This window comes from Oceanospirillum sanctuarii (assembly GCF_002150805.1).
GTDB lineage: Bacteria > Pseudomonadota > Gammaproteobacteria > Pseudomonadales > Halomonadaceae > Oceanospirillum > Oceanospirillum sanctuarii.
The window spans coordinates 299,754-323,064 of sequence record NZ_MTBA01000001.1; the positions used below are offsets into that span (position 1 = coordinate 299,754).

The 23,311-nt window shown below is 49.4% G+C and carries 29 protein-coding genes; 18 read left to right on the plus strand and 11 right to left on the minus strand.

The features are described 5' to 3' along the window. Positions 1-46 precede the first annotated feature (46 nt). Positions 47-838, plus strand: coding sequence for a DUF6602 domain-containing protein (locus BV405_RS01295; protein WP_140054414.1), 792 nt, complete (start codon positions 47-49; stop codon positions 836-838). 36 nt (positions 839-874) lie between these two features. Here BV405_RS01295 and BV405_RS01300 read toward each other — a convergent pair whose 3' ends face one another. Continuing rightward, positions 875-1,174, minus strand: a complete 300-nt coding sequence (locus BV405_RS01300; RefSeq protein ID WP_086479040.1) for a type II toxin-antitoxin system RelE/ParE family toxin — start codon at positions 1,172-1,174, stop codon at positions 875-877. After that, positions 1,171-1,413, minus strand: a complete 243-nt coding sequence (locus tag BV405_RS01305; protein WP_086479041.1) for a type II toxin-antitoxin system ParD family antitoxin — start codon at positions 1,411-1,413, stop codon at positions 1,171-1,173. Before BV405_RS01305 ends, BV405_RS01300 begins: the two co-directional genes overlap by 4 nt. A 124-nt stretch (positions 1,414-1,537) precedes the next feature. Between BV405_RS01305 and BV405_RS01310 the strand changes: the two genes are divergently transcribed. The 6 genes from BV405_RS01310 to BV405_RS01335 all read left to right on the plus strand — a co-directional run bounded on the left by BV405_RS01310 (position 1,538) and on the right by BV405_RS01335 (position 3,471). Continuing rightward, positions 1,538-1,816 (plus strand): type II toxin-antitoxin system RelE/ParE family toxin, encoded by a 279-nt coding sequence (locus BV405_RS01310; protein WP_086479042.1) that lies wholly within the window; start codon positions 1,538-1,540, stop codon positions 1,814-1,816. Continuing rightward, positions 1,816-2,109 carry a HigA family addiction module antitoxin gene (locus tag BV405_RS01315; protein WP_086479043.1) on the plus strand — a complete coding sequence of 98 codons (294 nt, stop codon included), beginning with the start codon at positions 1,816-1,818 and terminating at the stop codon, positions 2,107-2,109. The genes BV405_RS01310 and BV405_RS01315 overlap by 1 nt, the downstream gene beginning before the upstream one ends. A gap of 23 nt (positions 2,110-2,132) precedes the next feature. Beyond that, positions 2,133-2,378, plus strand: coding sequence for a DUF2164 domain-containing protein (locus BV405_RS01320; RefSeq protein WP_086479044.1), 246 nt, complete (start codon positions 2,133-2,135; stop codon positions 2,376-2,378). A 99-nt stretch (positions 2,379-2,477) separates the two neighbouring features. Next, complete coding sequence (locus BV405_RS17935; protein ID WP_086479045.1) at positions 2,478-2,687, plus strand: GDCCVxC domain-containing (seleno)protein; 210 nt, start codon at positions 2,478-2,480, stop codon at positions 2,685-2,687. A gap of 17 nt (positions 2,688-2,704) precedes the next feature. Beyond that, positions 2,705-2,911: a mercury resistance system transport protein MerF gene (gene merF / locus BV405_RS01330; RefSeq protein ID WP_086479486.1), complete on the plus strand. Its 207-nt coding sequence runs from the start codon at positions 2,705-2,707 to the stop codon at positions 2,909-2,911. A gap of 164 nt (positions 2,912-3,075) precedes the next feature. After that, complete coding sequence (locus tag BV405_RS01335; RefSeq protein ID WP_086479046.1) at positions 3,076-3,471, plus strand: GFA family protein; 396 nt, start codon at positions 3,076-3,078, stop codon at positions 3,469-3,471. Positions 3,472-3,579: 108 nt separating this feature from the next. On the opposite strand, the gene BV405_RS01340 is transcribed toward BV405_RS01335, so the two are convergent. From BV405_RS01340 to pyrC, 3 genes are all read right to left on the minus strand, one after another. Further along, positions 3,580-5,196, minus strand: a complete 1,617-nt coding sequence (locus tag BV405_RS01340; RefSeq protein ID WP_086479047.1) for an L-serine ammonia-lyase, iron-sulfur-dependent, subunit alpha — start codon at positions 5,194-5,196, stop codon at positions 3,580-3,582. 193 nt (positions 5,197-5,389) lie between these two features. Next, entirely contained in the window at positions 5,390-5,890 is a 501-nt protein-coding gene (locus BV405_RS01345; RefSeq protein ID WP_086479048.1) for a c-type cytochrome, read from the minus strand. Between the two features lie 129 nt (positions 5,891-6,019). Beyond that, complete coding sequence (gene pyrC / locus BV405_RS01350) at positions 6,020-7,054, minus strand: dihydroorotase (protein ID WP_086479049.1); 1,035 nt, start codon at positions 7,052-7,054, stop codon at positions 6,020-6,022. A 196-nt stretch (positions 7,055-7,250) separates the two neighbouring features. Between pyrC and BV405_RS01355 the strand changes: the two genes are divergently transcribed. Then, positions 7,251-7,673, plus strand: coding sequence for a YccF domain-containing protein (locus tag BV405_RS01355; protein WP_086479050.1), 423 nt, complete (start codon positions 7,251-7,253; stop codon positions 7,671-7,673). Between the two features lie 17 nt (positions 7,674-7,690). Here BV405_RS01355 and BV405_RS01360 read toward each other — a convergent pair whose 3' ends face one another. Further along, positions 7,691-8,698, minus strand: a complete 1,008-nt coding sequence (locus BV405_RS01360) for an AraC family transcriptional regulator (RefSeq protein ID WP_086479051.1) — start codon at positions 8,696-8,698, stop codon at positions 7,691-7,693. A gap of 247 nt (positions 8,699-8,945) precedes the next feature. On the opposite strand from BV405_RS01360, the gene BV405_RS01365 reads away from it, so the two are divergent. The 4 genes from BV405_RS01365 (at position 8,946) to BV405_RS01380 (ending at position 11,833) form a co-directional block, all read left to right on the plus strand. Continuing rightward, positions 8,946-10,004 (plus strand): zinc-binding dehydrogenase, encoded by a 1,059-nt coding sequence (locus BV405_RS01365; protein ID WP_086479052.1) that lies wholly within the window; start codon positions 8,946-8,948, stop codon positions 10,002-10,004. 147 nt (positions 10,005-10,151) lie between these two features. After that, complete coding sequence (locus BV405_RS01370) at positions 10,152-10,901, plus strand: carbon-nitrogen hydrolase family protein (RefSeq protein ID WP_086479053.1); 750 nt, start codon at positions 10,152-10,154, stop codon at positions 10,899-10,901. Positions 10,902-10,967: 66 nt separating this feature from the next. Then, positions 10,968-11,468, plus strand: a complete 501-nt coding sequence (locus BV405_RS01375; RefSeq protein WP_086479054.1) for a GNAT family N-acetyltransferase — start codon at positions 10,968-10,970, stop codon at positions 11,466-11,468. Between the two features lie 20 nt (positions 11,469-11,488). Then, complete coding sequence (locus BV405_RS01380; protein ID WP_086479055.1) at positions 11,489-11,833, plus strand: MerR family transcriptional regulator; 345 nt, start codon at positions 11,489-11,491, stop codon at positions 11,831-11,833. Between the two features lie 58 nt (positions 11,834-11,891). Here the strand turns inward: BV405_RS01380 and BV405_RS01385 are convergent, their stop codons facing one another. Next, positions 11,892-14,195, minus strand: coding sequence for a bifunctional diguanylate cyclase/phosphodiesterase (locus tag BV405_RS01385; protein WP_086479056.1), 2,304 nt, complete (start codon positions 14,193-14,195; stop codon positions 11,892-11,894). A gap of 174 nt (positions 14,196-14,369) precedes the next feature. On the opposite strand from BV405_RS01385, the gene BV405_RS01390 reads away from it, so the two are divergent. Next, positions 14,370-14,804, plus strand: a complete 435-nt coding sequence (locus tag BV405_RS01390) for a hypothetical protein (protein ID WP_086479057.1) — start codon at positions 14,370-14,372, stop codon at positions 14,802-14,804. Here the strand turns inward: BV405_RS01390 and BV405_RS01395 are convergent. Together BV405_RS01395 and BV405_RS01400 are read right to left on the minus strand one after the other, a co-directional pair. Further along, positions 14,801-15,022, minus strand: coding sequence for a hypothetical protein (locus BV405_RS01395; protein ID WP_086479058.1), 222 nt, complete (start codon positions 15,020-15,022; stop codon positions 14,801-14,803). The two genes, BV405_RS01390 and BV405_RS01395, sit on opposite strands and share 4 nt — an antisense overlap. A gap of 70 nt (positions 15,023-15,092) precedes the next feature. Next, positions 15,093-15,374 (minus strand): HlyU family transcriptional regulator, encoded by a 282-nt coding sequence (locus tag BV405_RS01400; RefSeq protein ID WP_086479059.1) that lies wholly within the window; start codon positions 15,372-15,374, stop codon positions 15,093-15,095. 304 nt (positions 15,375-15,678) lie between these two features. Between BV405_RS01400 and BV405_RS01405 the strand changes: the two genes are divergently transcribed. The 4 genes from BV405_RS01405 to BV405_RS01420 all read left to right on the plus strand — a co-directional run bounded on the left by BV405_RS01405 (position 15,679) and on the right by BV405_RS01420 (position 18,724). Further along, positions 15,679-16,080 (plus strand): DUF350 domain-containing protein, encoded by a 402-nt coding sequence (locus BV405_RS01405; protein WP_086479487.1) that lies wholly within the window; start codon positions 15,679-15,681, stop codon positions 16,078-16,080. A gap of 15 nt (positions 16,081-16,095) precedes the next feature. Then, a complete protein-coding gene (locus BV405_RS01410; protein ID WP_086479060.1) occupies positions 16,096-16,740 on the plus strand; it encodes a DUF1190 domain-containing protein in 645 nt (214 codons plus the stop codon). 2 nt (positions 16,741-16,742) lie between these two features. After that, complete coding sequence (locus tag BV405_RS01415; protein ID WP_086479061.1) at positions 16,743-17,930, plus strand: glutathionylspermidine synthase family protein; 1,188 nt, start codon at positions 16,743-16,745, stop codon at positions 17,928-17,930. Between the two features lie 134 nt (positions 17,931-18,064). Next, complete coding sequence (locus BV405_RS01420) at positions 18,065-18,724, plus strand: DUF2959 domain-containing protein (protein ID WP_086479062.1); 660 nt, start codon at positions 18,065-18,067, stop codon at positions 18,722-18,724. A 167-nt stretch (positions 18,725-18,891) separates the two neighbouring features. Here BV405_RS01420 and BV405_RS01425 read toward each other — a convergent pair whose 3' ends face one another. Further along, positions 18,892-20,331 carry a DEAD/DEAH box helicase gene (locus BV405_RS01425; protein ID WP_086479063.1) on the minus strand — a complete coding sequence of 480 codons (1,440 nt, stop codon included), beginning with the start codon at positions 20,329-20,331 and terminating at the stop codon, positions 18,892-18,894. A gap of 140 nt (positions 20,332-20,471) precedes the next feature. Next, the gene (locus BV405_RS01430) at positions 20,472-22,049 is read right to left on the minus strand and encodes a hypothetical protein (RefSeq protein ID WP_086479064.1); all 1,578 of its coding nucleotides are present in this window, start codon (positions 22,047-22,049) and stop codon (positions 20,472-20,474) included. A 190-nt stretch (positions 22,050-22,239) separates the two neighbouring features. Between BV405_RS01430 and BV405_RS01435 the strand changes: the two genes are divergently transcribed. Then, positions 22,240-23,310 (plus strand): ribonuclease Z, encoded by a 1,071-nt coding sequence (locus tag BV405_RS01435; protein ID WP_086479065.1) that lies wholly within the window; start codon positions 22,240-22,242, stop codon positions 23,308-23,310. Position 23,311 lies beyond the last annotated feature (1 nt).

Consider the following 23,311-nt stretch of genomic DNA (forward strand, 5'->3'; position numbering starts at 1 on the left):
AAACGCGCATGCCTATGATTAAAATGTTAAGTTTTAGGAGTGTTTTTTGGCTAAAGGATTTTATCGACGACTTCACAACTACTTTTTGGATGTAGGAAAAGTACTACGTGATGAAGCTGACGTTGCTAGTATTTTTCCGAATACAACCGATAGAGGAATGTCTCGAGAAAACATTTATGCAAAGGTGCTCCGAGACCACTTGCCACCAATCTGCAACGTCAAATTGGGCGGCTTCGTTTTCGGTCTGGATGGTTCTGAGTCCAAGCAAATTGACGTGATTGTCTCGAATGATAAGTCCATCCAATTCAACCATCTATTAACAGCTGATGGAGGTAAGTCATTCAGTTGTATAGAAGGGTGTATTGGTGTTGTCTCCATTAAGTCAACTCTTGATAAAAAGGAGCTTATTGACTCGTTAGATAATTTGGCATCCCTCCCAGAAAAAGAGCCTCTTGGCGCAAAAAGTTTAATTGGAGGGGAAATTCGCCATTACGATGATTGGCCCTATAAGATAATATTCGCCTCAAGTGGACTTAAACCAGAAACGCTACTTAATCATCTAAACGACTATTACACTAAAAACCCAGATATCCCACTTAGGAAGCGGCCGAATGTTATTCATGTTGCTGGAAGCTTCAATATCATTAGGGTGATAAGTGAAAATACCACCTTAAGAAATGGTGAGCGAATGACACTTGGCTCATTCCATTTGCAAACTGTATCTCCAGATGTTTTTGGACTTGGTCAAGTCATTGCTGATATGCAAGCAATGGCAATGGCGAGTAATTTTATAGCATATGAATACTCTAAAGTTATCAATAACCTTCCAGAAACGTAACAAAGCATTGCAGCAGACAAGCCGCTGAATGCGGCGTTAAGCACCTACCATAGAACTAACATCCATACTCTTATGAAGAATACGGATAACCCTGATCTGCTGGTTGCCCGTTTGCTGGTAGAAAATCACATGACTTCCCTGCGGGAATTTCCGATATCCCGCTCGGATCTCATCACAGGTTTTACCAATATCCGGGTTTTCCGCTAACAACCAAAATGAATCATCAAACTGCTTCAGGTAGGCATTCAGTTGCTCTTTACCCCAGCGGCGCTGGGTAAACAGGGCGATTTCCCGCAAGTCAGTTTTCGCTGCGACCGTCAGCGTGAAGGGTTTCACCGAGGCTCTTCGCTATCCAGCTCTTTGATAAAGCTATCAAGGTCATAATCCGCATCGCCGCTTTGTTCCCCCTGTTGCAGCAGTTGCCTTAGGGTTTCCATCTTGGCTTCCTGATTTTCCAGCAGACGCAGGGCAGAGCGGATCACTTCACTGGCCGAACCATACCGGCCACTTTGAACTTGTTCAGAGATAAAACCCTCGAAGTGGTCGCCCAAGGTAATACTGGTGTTCTTAGCCATGTTGTTTGCTCCGAAATACCTACAAGTACCTAATTATGGTATCAGCTTTCTCTGGCAGCAATGCTGTTTTCTTGTCTATGAATCAGAATTGATTTGTGTTGCGCAACACGCTACGCTTTGATGCATGATCAAATCATTCAAGCATAAAGGACTTAAACAGTTTTTCGAGACTGGTAAGGCCGCAGGGATTCAGGCTAAGCATGCAAAAAAGCTGCGGATGCAGCTGGCGGCTATTGATACCGCCCATGTTATTGATGATATCGATCTTCCGGGCTTTGCACTTCATCCACTGAAGGGTAATCGCTCGGGAATATGGTCTATCTCTGTCAGTGGGAACTGGCGGGTGACCTTCGAGTTTCGGGATGGCAATGCGTACATCCTTAACTATGAGGATTATCATTGATGTCTATGCACAATCCACCGCATCCGGGCGAGTTTATCGAGTCCATCTACATGGAACCCCACGGAATCAGCTGCCGCTATCTTGCGGAGCAGTTGGGTGTTGCTGCTTCCACCCTGAACAGGGTGATCAAGGGGAAGAGCGCGGTTTCTCCTGAAATGGCGCTGAGACTTTCTAAGGTGTTGGGGCGTACCCCGCAAAGTTGGCTGGCGATGCAGGATAACTACGATATCTGGCAGGCTGAGCAGCGAATCAATCTTTCAGAGCTGCAACCGCTGAAATTCCTGTCTGCTTAAGCAGACAAATCCAAGCAAACCCTATGACCGATATAAGACTCTCCAAAGAAGATACCGCCCGTATCGTCGCTAAGATCAAAGACTACTTCGTTGATGAACTGGATCAGGATATTGGCGGTTTTGAAGCTGAGTTCCTGATCGATTTCTTTGCGAAGGAGATCGGGCCGCACTTCTACAATCAGGGGTTGGCGGATGCCCAGACCCTGTTTAATGAAAAAGCCGAAGAACTGACCTATCAGATTCATGAGCTGGAAAAGCCGACGAGCTAATGCTGCTCAGCTTGGTTAAAATGCAGTTTCACCCTGATCAGGGCACTTAGCAAAATCACCTATCCTGAAGGTTATGGTTAATACGCGAGGCCTTACCCCATGAAGCCCAATCTTAAATCCACCATCACTTGTCCGGTTTGCGGGCATGCTGAAACTGAGACGATGCCTGAAGATTTCTGTCAGTACTTTTATGACTGCAAGGGCTGCAAAACAGTGCTGAAACCTAAAGCCGGTGACTGCTGTGTTTTCTGTTCCTATGGTGATAATCCCTGCCCGCCAATCCAGTTAGAAAAGCCCTGTTGTTCGTGATGAATCAGTTCCGGCGGATGAATAAGCTGACAAAAACCGGCCTGATTGGCTCTCTTGTCACTGCTCTGTGTTGTTTTACGCCACTGCTGGTATGGCTGTTAGCAGCTCTTGGACTGTCGGCGATAGTGGGCTATCTGGATTGGGTTCTGTTCCCGATGCTTGGAATTTTTATCCTGTTAATGCTGATCGGTATTGTGACGCGTAAGCGCACAGACAAACGTTAGCAGGGGATTGGGGATAACGAAGTCAGGCTGCCATTGAGCAGCCTTTTTTTGTTTTTGGCGTTCTGAAATGGGCGTTGTGTGTAATCTTTAAAATAACTGGATATAAATACAGTATATCTGTATGGTTCACTTTTGATGCAATTCTCAACACTCAAAGGTGACACATGATTAAAGGAAGTTGCTGTTGCGGGGCTGTTCAGTTTGAACTGACGGAAGCACCAACCCTGATGGGAACGTGCCATTGCAGCCGATGCCGTAAAGTTGGGGCGAGTACGCTGGTATTCGTTAAGTCGGACTCTTTTAAGCTACTGCAGGGGCGGGAGAAGATCAGTACCTTTAAGGCGGTGCCGCCTTATCAGTACGACCGCTGTTTCTGTTCCCTTTGCGGTACGGCGCTGGGTGAGGTGTTGTCTGAGCAAGCCTCTTTCCCGTTGGCGGCGAACTGTCTGGATTCTGAGGTCGAGCTGGAAAATGCTTTCCATGAGTTTGTAGCGGAGAAACCGAAATGGCTGCATATCGGTGACGATGCCAAGCAGTTTGCTGAGCATCCGGTGTCCTAGGGAATGTCGGCAAGCCAATAAAAAAATCCCCGCTTTGATTAACCTCGATAAAGAGGAACAGAGCGGGGATTTTTGCTTGTGGCAGTTAAGACTTAAAAATTCTCAGTGTTAACAGCTTTTAAAACGGAGTACTTCAACCGGTGCTTCTGCTCCTGATAACTGAGCTTCAATCCGTTGGGCGGTTGGGGTTTGGGAGAGTCCGCCCAAAGCGGTGCAGCAGAGTTCATGGGGGATCGCTTTGCCGACTTTTGCCATGGCGATAATCACTTCATCCAGCGGCACCACCTGATCAAAACCCGCCAACGCCATATTAGCGCAGGAAAGGGCGTTGCTGGCGGCCATGACATTTTTGCCGAGGCAGGGCGCTTCAACCCGATTGGCGACGGGATCGCAGGTCATACCGAAGGAGTTCTGCAGCGCCATAGAGGCGGCGGTTAAACTCTGTGTCGTATTGCCTTCATGCAGTGTCACCAGGGCTGCGGCCGCCATGCCGGAGCCTGATCCGCACTCCGCCATACAGCCTGCTTCTTCAGCCGCGAAGGTGGCATCTTTGGATATCAGCACACCGATCAGACCTGCTACAAAGAGGGCTTCACAAACCTTATCTTCACTGCTGCCCAGAACATCGCCGGTAGCTAGTACAGCACCTGCCATTGCACCGCAGGAACCCGCTGTAGGCGCGGCAACAATGGTGTGCATGGCGCTTTTGGCTTCCATTATGGCGCTTACCTGCATCACCACCTCATTCAGCAGGCTGCTGGGCAGAAGCTCATTGGCCTGATGTTTCTTCTGAAATGTCGGGGACTGAGCGTGCAGGATGCGATCAGTAAACTGGGTGCCGTTAAGTCCGGTGCTGACAGCGTTTTTCATCACGTTAAGCAGCGCCTTCATTTTCAGCATCAGCTGATCATGGCTCAGGCCGCTGCGGGCGGATTCATATTCCAGTGCGATGAGGTGCAGCGGCTTATCCGGGTTGGCGGATACGTAGCTCAGCATCTCTTCGGCATCCTTGAAGGGTAGTGCCATCTCAGGATTGTTCAGCACCGGCATCACAGGGTTCAGCACCCGATAATCCTGGGTATGGAACTGACTGCAAACCTGCTGAATCAGGCTGTCGCTGAAGGCTTGCACCGATTCAATCAGGACAACGGGTCTGGTGCCCAGGCTTAGTTCTGCCTGTAGGTATTTATGACTGGTTTTTAGCTGGAGATTCAGCCCGCTGACGATCACTTCCAGCGCTTCACGGTCGGTAAATTGCGGATAAACCACCAGCACATAGCTATCACCCATCAGCTGTACCGGAGCCTGATCGATACTGATCACTTCGATCATGCCGCCACCGGTGGAGAGAGCGGTGAACTCATGGCGAATGTTGTCGTTACTCAGGGTCAGCTTGTAGGTGTTGGGGTGAGTCGCCCCGATGCTGCGGTACTGGATCTCGGTGCTGATGCCCGCTTTGCGCAAATGGCTTTCGTAGTTCACCAGCTCTTCTTCATCGGCATCCCAACCCAGAAAACCACCGAACAGCCCCATATCAGAGCCCTGGGATTTATGGGTGGTAACGAGAGAGCCGTTAGGGTCGTATTCGATCAGGGCGTGTTTGATATCGCCCAGCATCAGATCCCTTGCCAGTCGGCCAATGCGAAGTGCTCCGGCGCAGTGTGAGCTTGAAGGGCCGCGCATAACGGGGCCAAGAACATCATTAAAAATACTGGGTGCATTCATCGCTGAGGTTCCCGCTATTATGGGTAATTGTTATTTTGTATATTGGATACAATATCGCAATGGGTCGTGCTTGAACAGAGGTGGTTGAAAGATGATTCGGGATTGGGCATAAAAAAGTCCCCGATCACGGAGCTGTGATTGGGGACTTTTACTCTGCCTGATTTGGTGGCAGAGGAGAGTGCTGGTGATATGGCTAGTGGCTGTCTTGCTCCAGCAGATAGTCCGCCAGTGCATTCAGGCTTTGCTCTGACATGCGCCAACGGGGCATTACAGGATGCAAGGCTGAGCCATCCGGGCCTTTGCCGTTGACGATGGCATTTTTCAGGGACTCTCTGTCATAGGAGGCATGGCTGTGTCCATCGTTATGTTCCTTCTGGAGTGCGGTATGGGTCAGTGCCGGCGCCGTTAGCCAGAAACGCGGCCACATAATGGCTCCGCCTTTTTTATCTGCACCATGGCAGGTGGCGCAAGTGCCGCCATGCATCTGCATGTGATGATTGCCACCGACCGAACGGATCTGTTCGCCGTTACTTGAAACGCCGATGAAGTAGAGGCGTTCCCCCTCACTGCTGAAACTGGTTGGGATATCGTCGAGGCTGTTGTAGTGCCCGAACTGCCCATCCATACAGCCGGAAAGCCCCAATGTGCTAATGGCAATAAGCAATCCTGTTTTTATCGGTTTTAGCCTGGTCATATCCGTTGCTCCCTGAGCTACTTACTCGGTGCTCTGCTTAATGTAGCGCAGAATCAAAAAATCCCCGCCCTTAGCGTGCCACAAAAGACAAATTAAGGAGCAGGGATTTGTTGGTGTGCTGAAGGCTGATTAGCCCTGCAGCTTCCAGTGTACCTGTTGGCCTGCGAAGAAAGGCACAATCGGTTTGCCGTTTGGCAGTTCGATCTCATCCGGAATCGTCCAGTCTTCACGCACCAGAGTGATAGTGCCTTCGTTGCGTGGCAGTCCGTAGAAATCCGGGCCGTAATGGCTGGCGAAACCTTCCAGTTTGTCCAGTGCGTCCAGCTCTTCAAACACGTGAGCGTACAGTTCGATGGCGCTCCAGGCGCTGTAGCAACCGGCACAACCACAGGCGTTTTCTTTCGCTTCTTTGGCGTGTGGCGCTGAGTCCGTACCCAGGAAGAACTTAGCTGAACCGGATTTAACGACGGCACGCAGGGCTTCCTGATGGGTGCTGCGCTTCAGCACCGGCAGACAGAAGTTGTGCGGACGCACACCGCCCACCAGCAGGTCGTTACGGTTCAGCAGCAGGTGCTGAGGGGTAATGGTTGCGGCGATATTGTCACCGGCAGCCTGAACAAACTGAGCTGCATCAGAGGTGGTGATGTGCTCAAAAACAACCTTCAGATTCGGGAAGTTGTTAACGATGTGCACCATCTTCTGATCGATAAACTCTTTTTCACGATCAAAGATATCAATATGGTGATCAGTCACTTCGCCGTGAACCAGTAGCAGCATGCCCTGTTCCTGCATCACTTCGAAGATCGGGTACATGGCTTCCAGCTGTTTTACTGCGGCAGCTGAGTTGGTGGTGGCACCGGCCGGATACAGCTTGGCGGCAACAACACCTGCAGCTTTTGCGTCGATAATATCCTGAGCAGAGGTGTTGTTGGTCAGGAACAGAGTCACCAGCGGCTCAAAATCACTACCGGCAGGACGGGCATCCAGAATACGCTGACGATAGGCCATCGCCATCTCGGTGTTGGTCACAGGTGGCACCAGATTCGGCATCACAATGGCGCGCTTAAAACAGCGGGCTGTGGCTGGAACGGTTTCCGGCAGCATATCGCCATCACGCAGGTGCAGGTGCCAGTCGTCCGGGGTTTGAATCGTCAGAGTAGTCATAAGCGTCTATCAACTCGATGGTGAGAGGATGAATAGGATGGACGTTATAATATAACATTCATCCGCTGATTGATATTTGCAAGCTGTTGAACTTCCATCGAATTTACGGCTCTAGAGCTTAACGGGCTGCGGTTGGTGATTCTCGCCGGCAGCAATTTCCCTTAATGATTTCCCCTTGTTGAAAAGGAAGCCTTTTATGCGTCTGATCGGGAATATTATCTGGTTTGTAATGGGCGGCTTTATTATGGGGCTGGCCTGGTGGGCGTATGGTGTACTGGCATTTATCACCATTCTTGGCATTCCTTGGGGGCGCTCCTGTTTTGTGCTGGGGCAGTTCTCCTTCTGGCCCTTTGGTAAACAGACCATCAGCCGTAAACGCCTGTCCGGACGGGAAGATATCGGCACAGGTACGCTGGGGCTGATCGGCAATATCATCTGGATTTTGTTCGCCGGTATCTGGCTGGCGATTGGTCATCTGATGTCTGCGGTGGCCTGCGCTATCACCATTATCGGTATTCCTTTTGCGATTCAGCATCTTAAGCTGGCGGTGGTTTCCTTCGCGCCGGTAGGCCAGACGGTGGTCAGCAATCAGGTCGCAGATGCCCATAATCGTCTGTAATCGGTCCGCTACAGCTTCTAGGCTGATCTTCTTGCGGGTTGAGATTGAGCCTTCTGCGGGTAATGGTGGCTGGGTGATCTGCCAAACCAGCCTTTAAAGCCCCGGCTAAAGGCTGAAAACTCAGAATAGCCAAGATTCAGCGCCAGTTGTGTCAAGGTCATGCCGCCGTTTTGCATCATCAGGATCGCCAACTCTTTACGGGTTTGCTCAAGTAGGATGCGAAAGGCGGTGTTTTCATTTTTAAGCTGGCGTTCCAGCTTTTTCGGGTGGATTTCCAGCAACTTAGCAATATTGTTCTTTGTGCACTCACCCGTTGGCAGCAGCATACGAATACCGTGCTGAACCAGTTCGGCAGTTTCAGGTGTGGTACCTTCCTCCGTGGCGGTTGCCGGGAATTGTCGGGCGATAATCTCGTTGGTCAGATTGCTATGGCACTGAGGTGTCTGACTGAGTAGTGTTTTGGGGAAGGTCAGGCTTTCCTGTCCTGCCGGTGTCAGTTCTAAGGTCAGTTGCTCTGAATGATGCGGTAGCATCTGTGCTATCAGGTTATGTATCAGTGCAACACTTAGCTGGGCTAACTGAAGATATCGCCCTTTCTGATTCACTTTCAGTTGCAGCGAGAGCCGCAGATGTCGCTCGTCATGGTTTTCAATTACCAGTGACACCCCTTGAGCGTGAATCCGGTTATATCGCCCTGCGATCTGAAGTGCAGCTTCAAGTGTGGGCTGCTGTGCCATATAGCTGCCTATCAGCCCAAGAGTGATCAGTCCCTGTTTCAGACCCAGTTGCTTGCCAAAGTCTTTCACCTTCAGAGCCAATGCTGTGTTTTCTAAAAGCTCCGCAAGCTGCTGATATCGAATCAAGCTGTCGGGGTCGAGAGTTGACAGCTGAGCTAATCCTGCCTGTGCCAACAGAGTTTTCGGGTTACCACCAAAATGACGCACCAGACTTTCATAACCATCAAGAGAGCCTGCCCGCACAAAGTAATCCTGTGGTGTGCCTGATGATTGATCTCTCTCGTTCATTTCCTGCTAGCTCGGTACTTTTTGAAACGGTTCGTTCTGAATCGGTTCTTTGTGAATTGGCTTTGATTAAATGAATTTTTTCGGCTTTTCCCGATGACTTTTGTATCTGTGGGTTGTCGCAAATTGTCATGATTGGCTTGGATGAAGTTTGTATGGTGCAGGCTATAGAAGCAAGACCCCAAAGCAAGATCCGATGAGACTTGGGCCATCGGGTTGTAGAAGATTTCAGTTCACAGGAGAGCCCGTTATGAGCCAGATGAATGCGATTGTAATGAAAAATGGCAGCTTGTCGGTTAACCAGATTGATCGCCCTGAACCGGGGCCAGGTCAGGTACTGGTTAAGAGTCTTGCCTGTGGCATCTGTGGTTCTGATATTCATATTACCCGTCACACGTCTGATGTTTTTGACGTGTATAAGACGCTGGGCATTATGGATGCGTCAGCTTCCGATGATCAGGAAGTCCTGCTGGGCCATGAGTACGCGGCAGAGATCGTCAGTTACGGTACTGAAACTCAGGGCAGTCTGCCGGTGGGATCGCGTGTTACCTCGGTGCCGATTCTGTTGACGCAGGGTGGTGCAGGTGTTGGCGTGATGCCGGGTGTTTATGGCGCATATTCCGAATACTTTATTGTTGACGAGGCACTGCTACTGCCGATTCCCGATAGTGTTCCTTCTGAGGCTGCAGCAATTACTGAGCCTCTGGCCGTTGGTCTGCATGCAGTCAACCGTTCCGAGATCGGTGTGGATGATGTCGCTCTGGTTGCGGGTTGTGGCCCTATTGGTCTGGCGGCGATTGCAGCCCTTAAACAGCGCGGTGTGAAGCGTATTGTGGCGTCTGATCCACAGGATGCGAAAAAAGAGATTGCCATGGCCTTTGGTGCAACTGATTTTGTAAATCCGGTTAAAGACGATGAAGTGGCGCTGGCGGCGCATCTGGCGGGTGAGCATAAGGTTGTGATCATTGAGTGCGTGGGTATCCATAAGCTGATCAACGACTTTATTATGCGTGCACCAGCAAAAGCCAAACTGGTAGTGACCGGTGTACATACCACCCCAACCACTCTCAATCTGGCTTATGCCACGGTTAAAGAGATGGATGTGATTTTCTCTTACTACTATCAGCCGGAAGAGTTTGCAGCCTGCCTGAATGAAATCGCAGAGGGCAATGTACCCTGGGAGCTGATGCGTACCGGTAAAGTGGGTATCGATGGTGTGCAGGGGGCGTTTGAGACACTGTTTAAGCCCAATGACCATATCAAGATCATTATTGAACCATGGCGCAAGGGCGAGCTGGAAACGCTCTAAGCTTCAATGCCTAACGCCTTTGTTTATAAAAGGCCTCAGTTTTAATCGCATTAAACCGGTTTCTGTTTTTTAATAGATGCCGGTTTTTTTGTGCCTGAATTTCAGGGATATTTTCTGTCTTATTTGCAGATCAGAGGTGACCTTTCTATGCAAAAAACACCCTTTAAGGTTGCCGTGGCGCAACATCCCTCGGTAAAAGGGGATATCGCTGCCAATATCAAAAGCCACCTGAAATACATTCAGGCAGCGGCAGATGAGGGCGTTGCGCTGGTAGTTTTTCCCGAACTCTCCCTGACCGGATACGAGCCGGAACTGGCGGCAGAGTTGGCGCTGGCTTTGGATGATCCGAGATTACAGCCTCTGCTTGATCTTGCCCGAGAACGGGGAATCACAGCGGTTATAGGCGCGCCGCTCAAACAAGTGGTAGGGCTGCCGGCATTGAGTAGCCTGATTATTTCCCCTAAGGGCGTTAGCCACTACTCCAAGATCTGGCTGCACCCAGGTGAGGATGTTTACTTTCAGGCGGCAGATCAGCACCAGTTTCTGACTTTTGGCGAGCATAAGGTGGGGCTAGCTATCTGTGCGGATGCCAATAACGATATCCATCCTAAAAACTGCGCTGTTGCTGGTGCAGGGATTTATCTGGCGGGTGTCATGATCGGGGAGGGTGGTTATCCGGCGGATACTGCAAATCTTGCACGTTATGCCCGTGAACACACTATGTTGGTGGCGATGGCAAACCATAACCGGGAAACCGGTGGCTGGCAGCCTGCGGGTAAAAGCGCCATCTGGGATGAGAGTGGACTTCTGGCGCAAGCTGACGGGCATTCAGATTGTCTGGTGATTGCTGAAGCGGCAGATGATAAATGGCAGGCTCGTGTCGTGTTGGTAGCTTAACGTCCTGAAAAGAAATAGAAGAAAAGAAAAAGAAAAGAAAGGATAACTTGGGCAGAGGAATAAACGATGCAGATTGCAGAAACCGAACGACTGATCATTCGCCAGTTCACCGAGCAGGATACCGACTTTATTCTCCGTCAGCTGAATGATGAATCCTTTGTCCGCAACATTGCCGACAAGCAGGTTCGCACTCGCGAGGATGCGTTGTCCTATCTGAGAAATGGCCCCTTTGCCAGTTATCAGCAACTGGGGCTTGGGCTCAATCTGGTGCAGCTGAAAGCAACCGGCACGCCCATAGGTATGTGCGGAATTTTACAGCGCCCGGAGCTGGATTATCCCGATCTTGGTTATGCTTTTTTGCCGGATTATCAGGGGCAGGGTTTTGCTCAGGAAGCGGCAGAAGCAGTGCTGAAAGATGCTGTAACACAAGGGCAGTCTGTGATTCTGGCGGTGACTCTGCTAACCAATGCCGCCTCATACCGTTTGCTGGAAAGGGTTGGTTTTGAGCTGCAGGGTGAGATGGAACTCTACGGCAAGCGCAACCGACTTTATCGCTATCAGGCCTAAGCTGAGGAGCTGCAACGAATATGTATATCGGAGCTTTCAGCCGACTCGCCGGAACCAGTATCAAGACAATCCGTTACTACGAATCCATCGGTTTATTACCGGAACCTGCCCGTGATGGTCGTTATCGGGTTTATGACGATACTTATGTGGAAACCGTACGTCAGATCCGGCTGGCGCAATCCCTTGGCTTTACTCTCAAGCAGATTCAGAGCATGTGTGAAGGGGAGAATATCAAACGCGGCTTGCCCCGAAAGGTGATTGAAGCCGCTGTCGCGAAACGTCAAAGTGAAATCACCGAGCAGCTGGCTGAGCTGCAACGGCAAAATGAAGCGCTGGAGCAATTGAAGACACAGCTCAACTGCTGACCTTGAAAGGGTTTGGCTGTTTTTAGTTTTAGGTTGAAGTTTGAAACCTGTATCGAATTCAGGTTAAGTCCTGCTCCGCATGACATCGGATAGTTTCTATATAGCTTTCCAGCTGCTCGACAGGGAGAGGTTTGGAAAAGTAATAACCCTGAAATGTGTTGCAGCCTTGCTCTACCAGAAGTGCCACCTGTTCTGCGGCTTCTGCCCCTTCTGCTAACACAACCTCGTATTCCAGCTGTTTGCCAATAAGAATGATCGTTTTGGCAACGTACTCTGCTGAGCGCTCTGTGGTGATGTCATCGACAAAGGATTTGTCGATTTTAATCTCATTAAGAGGGATTTTTCGTAGCATCGACAAGGATGAGAATCCGGTGCCAAAGTCATCCATAGAGATCTTAAAGCCCACTGCTTTGAGCTGATCCAGCGTACTGATCAGTGTTGCCATATCATGAACAAATATGGATTCGGTAAGCTCCAGAGTGATCTCTTTAGGGGTAAGTTTATGCCTCTCAATGGTCGCCATCAGGTGCTGACTAAAGTCCGGATGCAGGAACTGTTTGGCAGAGATATTCAACGATAGCTGAAACTGGCATCGGGTTTTCTCCTTCACCCGGCTGATCTCTTCGCAAGCCTTTTCAATAATGGTTTCTCCAAGTTGAGGCATTAGGCCGGAGGATTCAGCAACCGGTATAAACTCGACCGGAGAAACAAAACCGAGTTCCGGACTGTGCCAGCGGATCAGTGCCTCAACACCATAAAGCGTATCCGGATACCGAATCTGAGGTTGGTAGACCAGAGAGAACTGATTCTGCCGGATCGCCTGAGGGATACTCTTTTCGATAAGGGCGCGTCTTATAAAGCCTTCTTCAATCGCTTTATCAAAGAAAACCACTAAGCCTTTTTCCGATTGTTTCGCGTCGTGCAATGCCATATCTGCACTGCTGATCAGTTTGCTCAGGCGCTTACCATCCATTGGATAGCGGGCGATACCCAAACTGGTGGTGAAGTTGATCTGAATATCATTGACGCTGATAGGTGCTTCTAATTCCTGCTTAAAAGCTTCCACAGTCTGCACTGGGTTAAATCCGAGATCAGTGATAAAGAGAAACTCATCCCCGCTGAGTCGAATCGCTTCGCCTCGTTTGGATGCCAGTGTTGCCAGCCTTTCTGCAAAGATACGAAGAAAATCGTCACCAAAGGCATGGCCGTGAATATCATTGACCAGTTTTAAGCCGTCAATATCGATCAGCAAAAAGTAAAAGCTTTTGTAGTGATCTATGATGCGCTGGGCATTCTGAATCAGGAAGTTCCGGTTGTTGAGCCCGGTAAGGCTGTCATGGTGGGCTGTGAATTCCAGCTCTTTGCGTTTTTGATTCTCTGTTTCTTCGATCTTTCTGAACAGGGTGAGCAGTACGGCTGCCATCACCAGATAAAGTGCGATCAGCTTGGCTACGTCGATAAAAATCGCGTTACGAATCTCAGAAGCTTTAACGTAGGAGTTGGCCCACAGTCCCAGAGTTTCGATATATCGCACTGAGACAAGATATTCGACCTGGTCTACTTGGTTGGTAAAACGAAAACTGGTGCTTTGATTGCTCTGTTTGAAGCGCTCAATGTCCATGCCTGAGTTTTCACTGATCAGGCTCAGGGCTTTGCGGTAAGCGGAGGGGCTGATGGGGGTTTGATAAATAGTTTCATTGTCATCCAACATCGCATCGTGAAGGTAGAGCTGTCGGTGCTGGTCGATGTCCCTCAGAAGATGGATGATTTTGGAGCCGGACTGCAGCAGGGAGGTATCGAACATCTCACTGTTCTCAACATCGATTGCCACTGCCATTACTGCAATCGGTTCACCATTCTCGTCATAGAAGGCTTTGCGTACCGGAATAGCCATCTTTTTGGTTTTATTCAGGAAGTAAGTTCTGCCGATTACCAGACTCTCTGTTTGAAGCGTTTGTAAAAAGCTATCGCGGGCTGCCTCACGGGTTAGCACGCTGGGGATCTTCTCTGGAGGGATATCAAGGTGTGTGAGTAGGTACTTACCCTCTGGTGAGATTAGAGCATAAGCAATGATGGATGAATTAAGGCTGAGCATTCGACTGAATACGTCTTTGGCGGCTTCTGTATTCTTATAGTTATCGCCAGTTACCAGATGGTTGCCGATCAGGTCGAGAATCATATCGACCTTTCTGAAATAGTTTTCAGCAGAATTCGCGATAAGGTTGGAGTAGTTCTCGTTTTCCCGGGCGTATTGCTGGTAGATATTTTCTGAGCGGTCATAGCCCGCCACAATAAAGATGACCGTAATTAAACTCAGGGTGATGTAGGAGAGCTTTTTGAGGTTACTTTTCTGCTGAATCATTGATCCCTCTGTTTTCTCAGCTTCAGATGTTTACCTATATAGGTATAGCTTAGAAAATTGGGATCATTCAGTTGCTTGCTTGCTTGCTTGCTTGCTTGCGAGGCTTGACTCTCCCCTATAGGGGAGGCGGTAAGTTATTCCTGAGGTTAATAACTTATGACACAGGAGTTTCCAATGAGCTTACACCGTTATCAGAATATAGTGCGTTCCAGCGCCATCTACGATCTGGTTTTTACCGCGGCTTTTGCCGTGCCCGGGCTGGCAGCACTAAAAATAGCTCTATTGTCTGATCTGCATCTTTGGCTGGGTATGACTGGTAGCTTTCCCGTTTTCGACACCATGCATCTGTTTTTTGTACATCTGCTGGGTGCGATTGTGGTGGTGTGGTCGGTTTTGAGAGTAGTGGAACCAAGAGCCATCTTTGGGCTTTATGACAGTGCTGCCCGTTTTGCCTTTAGTTTTAGCATGGCCTGGGCGTTGTTTCAGGGCGGGACAGAGCTGGTCTGGTTCTTTCTGATACCGGAATTTCTCTGGGGTTGCTATCAGTTGAAGGGCTACTTTGATCTGCAGCCTGCGCAACGATCATTACAGGCTGTTGAGGTTCATTAATTTATGCGCAGTGTCGGATTTTGAAGGCGCACGCCGATGCGTTTGGCGATCTCTTTCAGGGTATCGACATAGATACCACTGAACTCCTGATCCTGAACGATCCGATAAGGTGGGGCGTGATTACCGACGACGATTAAATCTTCATGTGCCCAGAGAATTGTGGGCAGTAGCAGGGTGCCGGTGGCGATCACCCGAAGCCAATGTCTCAGAAAATCCATTCGTGATTCCTGTAGCGCTGAAAGGGCTGCATCCTTGCCGCGAGTTAAAGCTTTTTAAGATTAGATAACGTCAGTCAAAAATACGATCACCTTGCTGATCAATCATCTGCTTTGCTTTTCGGATCATCTCCTTGGCGCACTCATCGGCAGAAGGCAGGGTATCTGCACGGATAAAGGTGTGTACCTGCTCGCCTTTGGTAATCGTGCCGTTGATACGAAAGCCGTGTTCTTCTTTTACGGAGGCAGGGGTGATGACATAGTCGCCATAGGTTTCAGACGGTTGTTCCTGAGGTGCTGCAGGGGCTTTTTCACTAGCAGAAAACAGGGATTTCAAAGAAGAAAGCAGACTCATTTCGGACTCCGGAAAATGTCAGTGGGCAAGTCTTATTGCCAGACGGCTGGTTTTGTCGATTTTCAGCAGTGTAACGTAAAGCTATCGGCACTGCAGCGGCTACGTGTATTGCGAAAATAACCATTCAATCAGAGAATTACATTTATCTGCCAAAAAATACTTGGTTGATGAACCCAGTAATAGTATTTTTCAGCACCCTATTGTCATGGATGGACAAATAAGGCTTGTTCCTGTTTTTTTGCCCGCCAGACAGCCTCTTTAAATGGCGCTGATTCTCTCAGCGGAACTGCAAAAAGGATTTTTTATGACACTGCAGCTTGCGATTAACTTCTCCCTCTATTTCTCTGTCTCTGTAATTGCCCTGATTCTGTTCAAGGTGGTTTATTCCGCTATCACGCCCCATGACGAGTGGAAACTGATCAAAGAGGAGCAAAACACTGCTGCAGGTATCGCTTTTTCCGGTGCGATTGTGGGTTATGCGGTTGCCCTTTACGGCGTGATTAGTAACTCGGTGAGCCTGCTGGATCTGGTGATCTGGGCGGTTATCGCTATGGTGGCTCAGCTGCTGGCTTTCGCCATTGTTCGCTTTATATTTATGCCAAAAATTGTCAGTCGTATTGAAAAGGGCGAGGTCAGTGCGGGTGTGGTTCTGGCTGCTATCTCTATTGCGGTTGGTCTGTTGAACTCTGCATCCATGACTTACTGATTGGAGGCTGATTCAATGAAACGATCTCAAAGAATTACACTGCCTTCCATGCGGAAAAGTTTTCTGCTGCGTCCTTTAGCTGCGGTAGTTGGCGCAGGAGCTCTTGCAGGCTGTAGTGGTGGCGATGATACGGAAACCGTCAATCTGGTTCGCAGTGTTGAGGATTGCCTCAACATCACGCAGATGAGTGAACTGCACTGCGAGGCGCTCTATCAGATTGCGGAGCGGGAATCGGAAGAAGCCGCTGAAAAGTTTGTCTCACTGCAGGATTGTGAGCTGGCCTATGGAGATGGCGTTTGTCGTCAGGGTGAGGGTGACTGGTTTATCCCTATGATGACAGGTTACATCATGGCGGAAGTCATTGATGAAGTGGGCGACGCGATGAAAAAGCGCCGCTATAAAACCATGGGTGTCTACCGTAGTCGGAAAGACGATGAGTACTACACCACAACCGGTGCGCCACTGACTTCAACCACCCGTTACGGCAGTTATAAAGTTCATACCAATGCGCTTTCTCCTACTCAGAAAATGATGGAAGAAGCCCGTCGGGTTAAGCCCCGTGGTACTGCTTCCAGTCGTATGTTGGGTGGGACGGTAAAAAGCTCCAATCGTGGCGGCTTTGGTTCGACATCCAGCAAACGCAGTTCCTGGGGAGGCTAGGTATGTTCCGCAGGAACATCGATGAACGCCCGGATCTTGCTGCACGTGCTGAAGAGTTTGGCTTCCACTTTGCGTCTATGTATGGCGAAAAGTACTGGGATGAAAGCGCTTTCTATCAGTTCTCCTTGCGCCAGATTGAAGACCACCTGGAAGATCCCACCGAAGAGCTGCATCAGATGTGTCTGGAGGTGGTAAAAAAAGTGGTGCGTGACGATGATCTTATGCGCCGCTTTAAGATTCCGGAGTCTCAGTGGGATCTGATCCGATCCAGCTGGCAGAATCGGGAGCCATCTCTTTATTCCCGCTTCGATTTTGCCTATGACGGTAAAAATCCTGCCAAGCTGTACGAAAACAATGCGGATACCCCCACCAGTCTTTACGAGACCGGATTCTGGCAATGGCTCTGGTTAAGCGATCAGGTTGATCGGGGAGAGCTTAGTCGCCGGGCGGATCAGTACAATTCGGTGCAGGATAAGCTGATTCTTCGCTTTAAAGAGCTGGCGGCGCATCAGCGTCATCGGGGTAAAAGCGAGCTGCTGTATTTTGCCTGCTGCAAGGACACCGTGGAGGACAGAGGCACAGTTCAGTATCTGCAGGACTGTGCTGCTGAAGCAGGTGTTAAGAACCGTTTTGTCTATGTGGAAGATATCGGCGTAGATGAAGAAGGGCAGTTTATTGATCTGGAAGATCAGCCGATCCGCTGGATGTTTAAACTTTATCCATGGGAGTTTATGTTTGTTGAGGCTTTCGGCGAACTGCTTGGTCAACATGATATCTGCTATCTGGAGCCGCCGTGGAAGGCGATTCTCTCCAATAAAGCACTGCTGCCGATGTTGTGGCGTATGTTCCCGGATCATCCCAATCTGCTACCTGCATTCTTTGATGATGAGACGGATAAGATGAAAGCCCATGGCGGTCGTTTTATCAAAAAGCCGATCTTCTCCCGTGAAGGGGCTAACGTCTCCCTGATCGCAGAAGATGGCGAAGAACTCACCTTATCGGAAGGCAGTTACGGTGAAGAGGGCTTTATCTACCAGTTGGCGCATTTTCCGTCTAAGTTCGGCGAAAACTACACCATTATCGGCAGTTGGCTGGTGAATGATCAACCTGCGGGAATCTCCATGCGGGAAGACAGCGGCCCTGTTACCCAGGATATGTCGCGGTTTATACCTCATATCATTCTTGATTGATCCTGGCCGGATCAGGTGCCGGTTCGAAATAAACGCCCGATAATGGCATTCCCGTTATCGGGCGTTTTGCTTAACAAACGTCAGTTCAGCTGCGACAATGTTCTTATAACAATCTGATTATGTGAGATTTTTCCATGAAACTGATTCGATCCGCGCTACAGGCTCTGGTTTTGGCCGGAACCCTACCTATGCTGACCGCCTGTCAAAGTACTTACTATTCTGCGATGGAGCAGGTGGGCGTACACAAGCGGGATATTCTGGTGGATAGGGTCGATAACGCCAAGGAATCTCAGCAGGAAGCTCAGGAGCAGTTTAAATCTGCGCTGGATCAGTATCGTGTTGTGGTCAGCTTTAACGGCGGTGAGTTGGAAGAGCTTTATGATCGCTTAAATGCAGAATATGAAGACAGTGAAGCTGCAGCGGAAGATGTGCGTGAGCGTATCGAAAAAGTAGAAGATGTGGCCGAGGCTTTATTTGCCGAGTGGGAAGAAGAGCTGAGTCTTTATACCAGCACCAGTCTGCGTCGTCAGAGTGAGCGTCAGCTGAACGAGACCCGTAGCCGTTACAAGAGCCTGATTCGTGCGATGAAACGTGCCGAAGCCCGTATGCAACCTGTGCTGTCAGCGCTTCAGGACAACGTACTGTTCCTGAAACATAACCTGAATGCCCGTGCGATTGGGGCGTTGAAAGGTGAGCTGGATGGTATCCGTCAGGATGTGGATCTGATGATCAAAGAGATGACCACTGCGATTCAGGAATCGGATCGCTTTATTGCTGATATGAAACAGGGCTGATTACGGCTTAGAACTGAGTTAAGTTAACGAATACCAGTAAGGCCGTGCTAACAAGACAGTACCAGTACGCCAGTACCGGAACTCATCTCCGGAAAAGCAAAAAGGCAGCCCAGAGCTGCCTTTTTGCTTTCAGATTTCCATTCGTACGGGGCTTACTTCTACAGGATTTACTTCTTAAAGTTTGCCCACGGATTTTGCGGCTTCCCTTCACCACTACCATCGCGGCGCTTTGGAGCCTGACCTCGGCGACGATTGTCAGAACTTCTGCCCCTGCTGGTTTCGGAGCGGGCATTTTCTGAGCGTGACCGACCTTCAGAGCGCGAGCTTCTTTCAGACCGTGAACGATTTTCCGGGCGTGTCCCTTTGTCGCCTTCCGTAGCCTTACGCTTAAAGCGTGGGCGATCCGCCTCATCTGCACCTGCAACGACTTTGCCGCTTTTCGGTACATAGTTGAGCTTGGTGATCGGTACTTCTTTACGGGGTTCAAAGCCTTCTACCACGCGGCGATCCAGCAACTGATTGATGCGGCTTTCAATAGCGATCAGGTTTTTAAAGTCATCCTTGGATACCAGAGAGATAGCTTCACCGGTGGCTCCGGCCCGGCCGGTACGACCGATGCGGTGCACATAATCCTGAGATTCCTGCGGCAGATCGTAATTGACCACGCGGCTCAGCTGGTCGATATCGATACCACGGGCGGTCACATCTGTGGTCACCAGATATTTCAGCTCACCGGATTTAAAGGCATCCAGCACACGGGTACGTTCTTTCTGGCTGCGGCCACTGTGGATGGTGTCGGCGATAATGCCGCGCTTTTCCAACTGGGAGGCCAGTTTGGCGGCACCATGTTTGGTGCGGATAAAGATCAGCGCCTGATCCCAGTTGTTTTCGGTAATCAGGTGGCTTAACAGGGCTGATTTGGTGTCTTTATCAACGGTGATAATCCACTGCTCAATTTTAGGCTCTGCAGCAGCGGTTTTTTCGATGCGGATCTCGACCGGCTGCTTCAGTGCAGTATGCGCCAGACGACGGACGTCATCCGACAGAGTGGCGGAGAAGAGCAAGTTCTGACGCTGTTCCGGCAGACGCTCGATAACTTTATTGATATCTGCGATAAAGCCCATATCCAGCATGCGGTCGGCTTCATCAAGGACAAAATACTCCAGCTCATCCAGCTGCACGGCACGTTGGTAGATCATATCGATCAGACGGCCGGGAGTGGCCACCAGAATATCAATACCATCAATCAGGGCTTCTTTCTGATCATCAATCTTGCTGCCACCGAACATCGCCATAGAGCGCACATTCAGGTGTTTGGCATAGCTCTGAACGCTGGCTTCCACCTGAACGGCGAGTTCGCGGGTTGGCACCAGAATCAGTGCCTGAATACGCTTGGCACGGACTTTCTTTTCCGGATCCAGCTTATGCAGAATCGGCAGAACAAAAGCGGCGGTTTTACCAGTACCGGTTTGTGCTGCTGCAATCAGGTCTTTTCCCGCAATAACCTGAGGAATCGCCTGCTGCTGAATCGGGGTTGGCGTGGTGTAACCCTGTTCAATGACCGCTTTAACAAGCGACTCGTTTAATCCTAATGTGGCAAATGGCATGACTTGGCTGTCTCTGATTTCAGGGTTATCGATGATACGAAATAGAAAGGTGCGAAAACCGCTTAAAGCCGTTCCCGCACCGTAAAATAAGGGGCGCGACTATAGCAAATTATTGCTCAAGCCGCATTCGGAATGATGGCTTACAAGGGACGCCAGATCTGAAAGTTAAAGCTATCGGAGCTATTGGTAGAGCAGCTTAGGGTCAAATAACCGTTATTGTCGCTCAAGCTCGCGAAGGATATAGGCCAACACACTTCACGGGTTGAATTTTGTTCCAGTAAAAAAGCACCATTTTGATTATTGAAGATGAATAAACCTTCTTCTCCAGTCTGAGGAAGTGTGATTGGCGATTGGTACTGGCATATTGTTGATCCGGATGCACTGGATTCTTTTCTCAGTTTTGTACCATCAATGACATAGATGTGTTTGCATAAGCCGCTATCTGCATCATAGATCCCGTATACAGTTTGTTGAATGAAGTTCTTGGCGAGATCAGAATCGAAATCAGGAAGCAAGGTAACCTTTGAGGTGGTTCCGTCCGCGTTTGCAGTCGTTTTAAGAGCGCCTTTAAGCTGGGATTCGAATGTGTAAGTACCTGAGAATGAACTGCTACTGTTGTCCGTGCCTGTGTAGCTTATTTGGGCTCCTGATAACGACCAGTTAAATGAGCCCTGATCTCCAGCGCCTGTCTGAGCCACTCCGGAGTCATTGTAATATACATAGTTGCCCGTCAAATCTTGCTTTAAAGTGAGCAGAGAAAAACTAAGTGATCCTGACTCTACTTCACGGTAACTCGTTGCAATTAATGGGCTGGAAAGAATTGAGAACTTGCGTTCGAAGCGTATCAGTTCATCGCCGAGACCACTTCCTGAGAAATTACAGTTGGCTTCAATTGTAAAAGGAGAGACGGCGATCAGATGGCAAACATCTTTCACAGAACTATTGTTCATCTGCAGTTTACGCTCTGAAATTGACCAGCTGAGGGTTAAATCACTCGTACTGCAGTTCTGTTTTGCAGAACTCTCTGAGGATGCCCAGTAGCTACCGGGGCAGTTATCAAACTCTGTTATCTGGAGGCTTCCTGTATCAGAAAAGGTGTAGATTGCTGAGAGATCGCCATTTTTTGTATCTCTCATGTACCAGCTCCCACTAACAGCTGGAGTCGCTTTGAGTAATGAAAGAGTCTCTTCAAAGTGGGCTAGGGCATCTGTTTCTGAAATAAGGCTGATTGAGTTCGGCAGAGTTTGGTCTAATGAGCTTTGGAAATCCGTGCTTGTCAGATCCAGAGTGCTGAGCCCATCAAACTGATCTTCTCTTAAGGTTATTCCATTAGAAGGATTCTGGTCTGAGTCCATCGTTTGCAGGAGTACCAGTGTATTTTTGACCGCCTGATTGTTGACGTCTTCTGTATTGAAGAGATTTAAAGGCGTGAAAAAACTTTGGCTGTCCGATGGTTTGACGCTTCCTAATTGAATACCTTGATAGCTAAATGTAGTGGATTCACCAGCTGAATATTTGAACGCTCCTGTTTTGTCTGTTTTCCCGGAGAAGCTGGCTGATTTGTAATCCAGTCCGCCTACTCCGGAATCAATAAAATAGGCTTTACTGCTGGCGCTATTAGAACTTGTTTGACTGCCATCGTCTGAGCTCTCCGATCCACAGGCTGAGAGAAGTGCAAGAGAAATGATTAATATAAGTTTTGGTTGTTTGCGGGGCATATCATTCTCCTGAACCTTTAGCGTTCACTTTTGGTGACCATTGAAAATAGACTAGTCCAATTTCCCTTATCTTGTTTATAACCCTATGATCTTTAATGTTAATTCCTGGTTGATTAATGTTTTTGGCTGTATTGAGTTTCGGGTTGGGTTAAATTAAGCAAACTAACCCTCTGTTTATACTGAGTTATCCGTGCAGATTACTTTTTTGGGCACCTCCTCTGGTGCGCCCTCCCGTCATCGAAATGTCAGCGCTACTGCAATTCAGCCGGAAAAGAGCAAGCAATGGGCTCTGGTGGATTGTGGTGAAGCCACACAGCATCAGTTGCTGTACACGCCTTTATCACCGCAAAAGCTCTCCGTGGTGTTGATCACCCACAAGCACGGTGACCATTGTTATGGCTTGCCGGGGCTGCTGGCGTCCTGTCAGCTGAATGGCCGAACTGAGCCGTTGACTCTTGTGGCTCCGGAGCAGGTCTGGCGTTATCTGAAGGCGGTGATTGAGCTGACAGATCTGCACATTACCTATCCGCTGGAGTTTATTCCGGTATCAGAAGAGCTGGATCTGGTCACTGCAGGCTTTCGGATTACGGCGCATCCTTTAAGTCATCGGGTGCCGAGTTGGGCCTATCGTTTTGAAGAAGCAGTGGTGCCGAAGAAGCTGAATCTGGAGCTCCTGAAAGCAGAAGGGATACCCTCCGGTAATCACTTTGGCCGCCTGCAGGCGGGGGATGATGTCACTCTGCCGGATGGTACTGAGCTGAAAAGCAGCGAATATACCTTTGACTCCTGGTCTGCCCGGATTGCGGTTATCGCGGGTGATAACGATAGCCCGGATCTTCTGACAGAAGCCTGTCGCGGTGCCCATCTTCTGGTGCATGAGTCGACCTACACTCAGGAAGTACTGGATCATGTCGGGCCGGAACCGCAGCACTCATCAGCTGAGATGGTTTCCTGTTTCGCCCAGAAAATTGAGTTGGCTAATCTGCTGCTGACGCACTTTAGTCCGCGTTATCTGAAAGATGCCTGTAAAAAGCGGGATCGCAGCATCGAAGAGATCCGCCATGAGGCGCGATTGCATTACACCGGTCGTCTGTTTCTGGCGGAAGACTTTGAAGAGTACGAGCTGGACCGGAAAGGCATCCTGCACTTTAACCAGCACCTGAGACGGGATCGCCATAAAGCGCAGAAGGTGCACGGCAATTCAAACAATCAGGGGCATTCGGGCAGCGCCCACAAGCATGATCACAGGAAGGAGCGCTAAG